2 protein-coding genes and 1 pseudogene are annotated in these 2361 nt (G+C 69.2%); all 3 read left to right on the top strand.

Annotated features, from left to right (window positions below; translation table 11 throughout):
* Positions 1-231 (top strand): annotated as a pseudogene (locus tag NQ160_RS22420) (FtsQ-type POTRA domain-containing protein); the annotation flags it as partial.
* Between the two features lie 171 nt (positions 232-402).
* Complete coding sequence (gene ftsZ / locus NQ160_RS22415) at positions 403-1575, top strand: cell division protein FtsZ (protein WP_257517244.1); 1173 nt, start codon at positions 403-405, stop codon at positions 1573-1575.
* 2 nt (positions 1576-1577) lie between these two features.
* On the top strand, positions 1578-2264 hold the full coding sequence (locus tag NQ160_RS22410; RefSeq protein ID WP_257517243.1) for a YggS family pyridoxal phosphate-dependent enzyme: 687 nt from the start codon (positions 1578-1580) through the stop codon (positions 2262-2264).
* Positions 2265-2361: the final 97 nt, after the last annotated feature.

Genomic DNA, 2361 nt, shown 5'->3' with positions numbered 1-2361 from the left:
GTCGTGCGGTCGCTGCCCGCCGGCATCCGCATGCAGGTGACGCAGGTCGCGGCCTCGACGCCGAACGACGTCACGCTCACCCTCGGGGCGACCGGCACCGAGATCGTGTGGGGAGGCGCCGACCAGTCGGCCATGAAGGCGCTTGCGCTCGAGACCATCATGCGGTCGCGGCCGCCCGAGACGGTGGCCGCCTACGACGTGTCCTCGCCCGACGCCATCGTGCTGCGCTGACCCGCCACGACCGGTTCTGAATTCGCATCCGGCGACACGCCCACGACGCTGCACGGCGCGGCCCGTCCGCACCCTAGCTTCGGAGTCAGCGGGAATTGCATACCCAGCATTTCTTTAAACCTCTACATGAGGTTGAAGGTTTAGGGTTCGGGACGATACGGAGGCCGGCGCATGAGCCAGAACCAGAACTACCTCGCGGTTATCAAGGTCGTGGGTGTGGGAGGCGGCGGCGTGAACGCCGTCAACCGCATGATCGATCTCGGCCTGCGGGGCGTGGAGTTCATTGCGGTGAACACCGACGCTCAGGCGCTGCTGATGAGCGACGCCGACGTCAAGCTGGACGTCGGGCGCGAGCTCACCCGAGGACTCGGCGCAGGTGCCGATCCCGAGGTCGGCCGTCGCGCCGCTGAGGACCACGCGGAGGAGATCGAAGAGGCGCTCACCGGCGCCGACATGGTCTTCGTGACCGCGGGCGAGGGTGGCGGCACGGGCACGGGCGGCGCCCCGGTCGTGGCGCGCATCGCGAAGTCGATCGGCGCCCTGACCATCGGTGTCGTGACCAAGCCGTTCTCCTTCGAGGGCCGCCGTCGCCAGAGCCAGGCAGAGCTGGGCGTGTCGAAGCTGAAGGAAGAGGTCGACACCCTCATCGTGGTGCCGAACGACCGTCTGCTGGAGATCAGCGACCGCGGCATCTCGATGATCGAGGCCTTCGCCACCGCCGACCAGGTGCTGCTCGCCGGCGTGCAGGGCATCACCGACCTCATCACGACGCCGGGCCTCATCAACCTCGACTTCGCCGACGTCAAGTCGGTCATGCAGGGGGCGGGATCCGCCCTCATGGGCATCGGCTCCGCACGCGGCGCCGACCGTGCCATCAAGGCCGCAGAGCTCGCGGTCGAGTCCCCGCTGCTGGAGGCGTCGATCGAAGGCGCCCACGGCGTGCTGCTGTCGATCCAGGGCGGCTCGAACCTCGGCATCTTCGAGATCAACGACGCCGCCCAACTCGTCAAGGAAGCGGCCCACCCCGAGGCGAACATCATCTTCGGAACGGTGATCGACGACACCCTCGGCGACGAGGTGCGCGTGACGGTCATCGCGGCCGGCTTCGACGGCGGCGAACCCGCTCTGCGGCTGGACCCGGTGACCCAGCGGGCCACGTCCGCTCCCGTGCTGCCGACGGTTCCGGCGGCGGAAGCCGCCCGCGAGGTGCCTGCTCAGCCCGAGACCCCGCGGGAGCGGGAACGCGAGCGGGAGCATGTGACCGTCAGTGCGCCGGCTTCGACCGACTCTTACGAGTCGGCATTCGGGGACGACGACCTGGACATCCCCGACTTCCTGAAGTAACCGTGGATCTCGAGGCGCGGCTCGCCGACGTCGACGCGCGCATCGTGGATGCCGCTCGGTCGGCGGGCCGTGACCCGGGCGAGATCACACGCGTCGTGGTGACGAAGTTCCACCCCGCGTCGCTCGTCCGGGAGCTGTACGACCTGGGCGTTCGCGACGTCGGCGAGAACCGCCAGCAGGAGCTGACCGCGAAGCGGGCGGAGCTTGCCGACCTCGCGGACCTGCGGTGGCATTTCGTCGGCCAGGCGCAGACCAACAAGGCCCGGGCCATCCGCGAGGCGGCCGCCGTCGTGCATTCGGTCGACCGCGCGCGGCTGGCAGATGCTCTCGAAGCGGCGGGGCAGTCCGTCGAAGGCATCCTCGACGTGCTGCTGCAGGTCAACCTCACCGACGACGCGGGGCGGGGCGGCGCATCGCCGGACGACGTCGCCGGTCTCGCGGAGCACATCGTCGGCACGTGCCCGACGTTGCGGGTGCGCGGGGTCATGGGTGTCGCGCCGCTGGATGAATCGGCGGCGGATGCCTTCGCCCGCCTCGCTGCGGCACGCGATCAGGTGCGCGCGGTCGTGCCCGACGCGGGGTGGATGTCAGCCGGAATGACCGGCGATTTTTCCGAGGCGATTGCCGCAGGTGCGACACACCTGCGGATCGGCTCGGCAATCACGGGCCCGAGGCCCGTGCACGGATAGCCTCGGAACACACGAGCGAACCACGGAGGATTGCGATGTCGAACCCCCTCAAGAAGACCATGGTGTACCTGGGTCTGGCCGACGAGGAAGAGGTCTA

The organism is Microbacterium sp. zg.Y909 (assembly GCF_024626565.1).
This window is presented reverse-complemented; position numbering and strand designations above follow the sequence as displayed.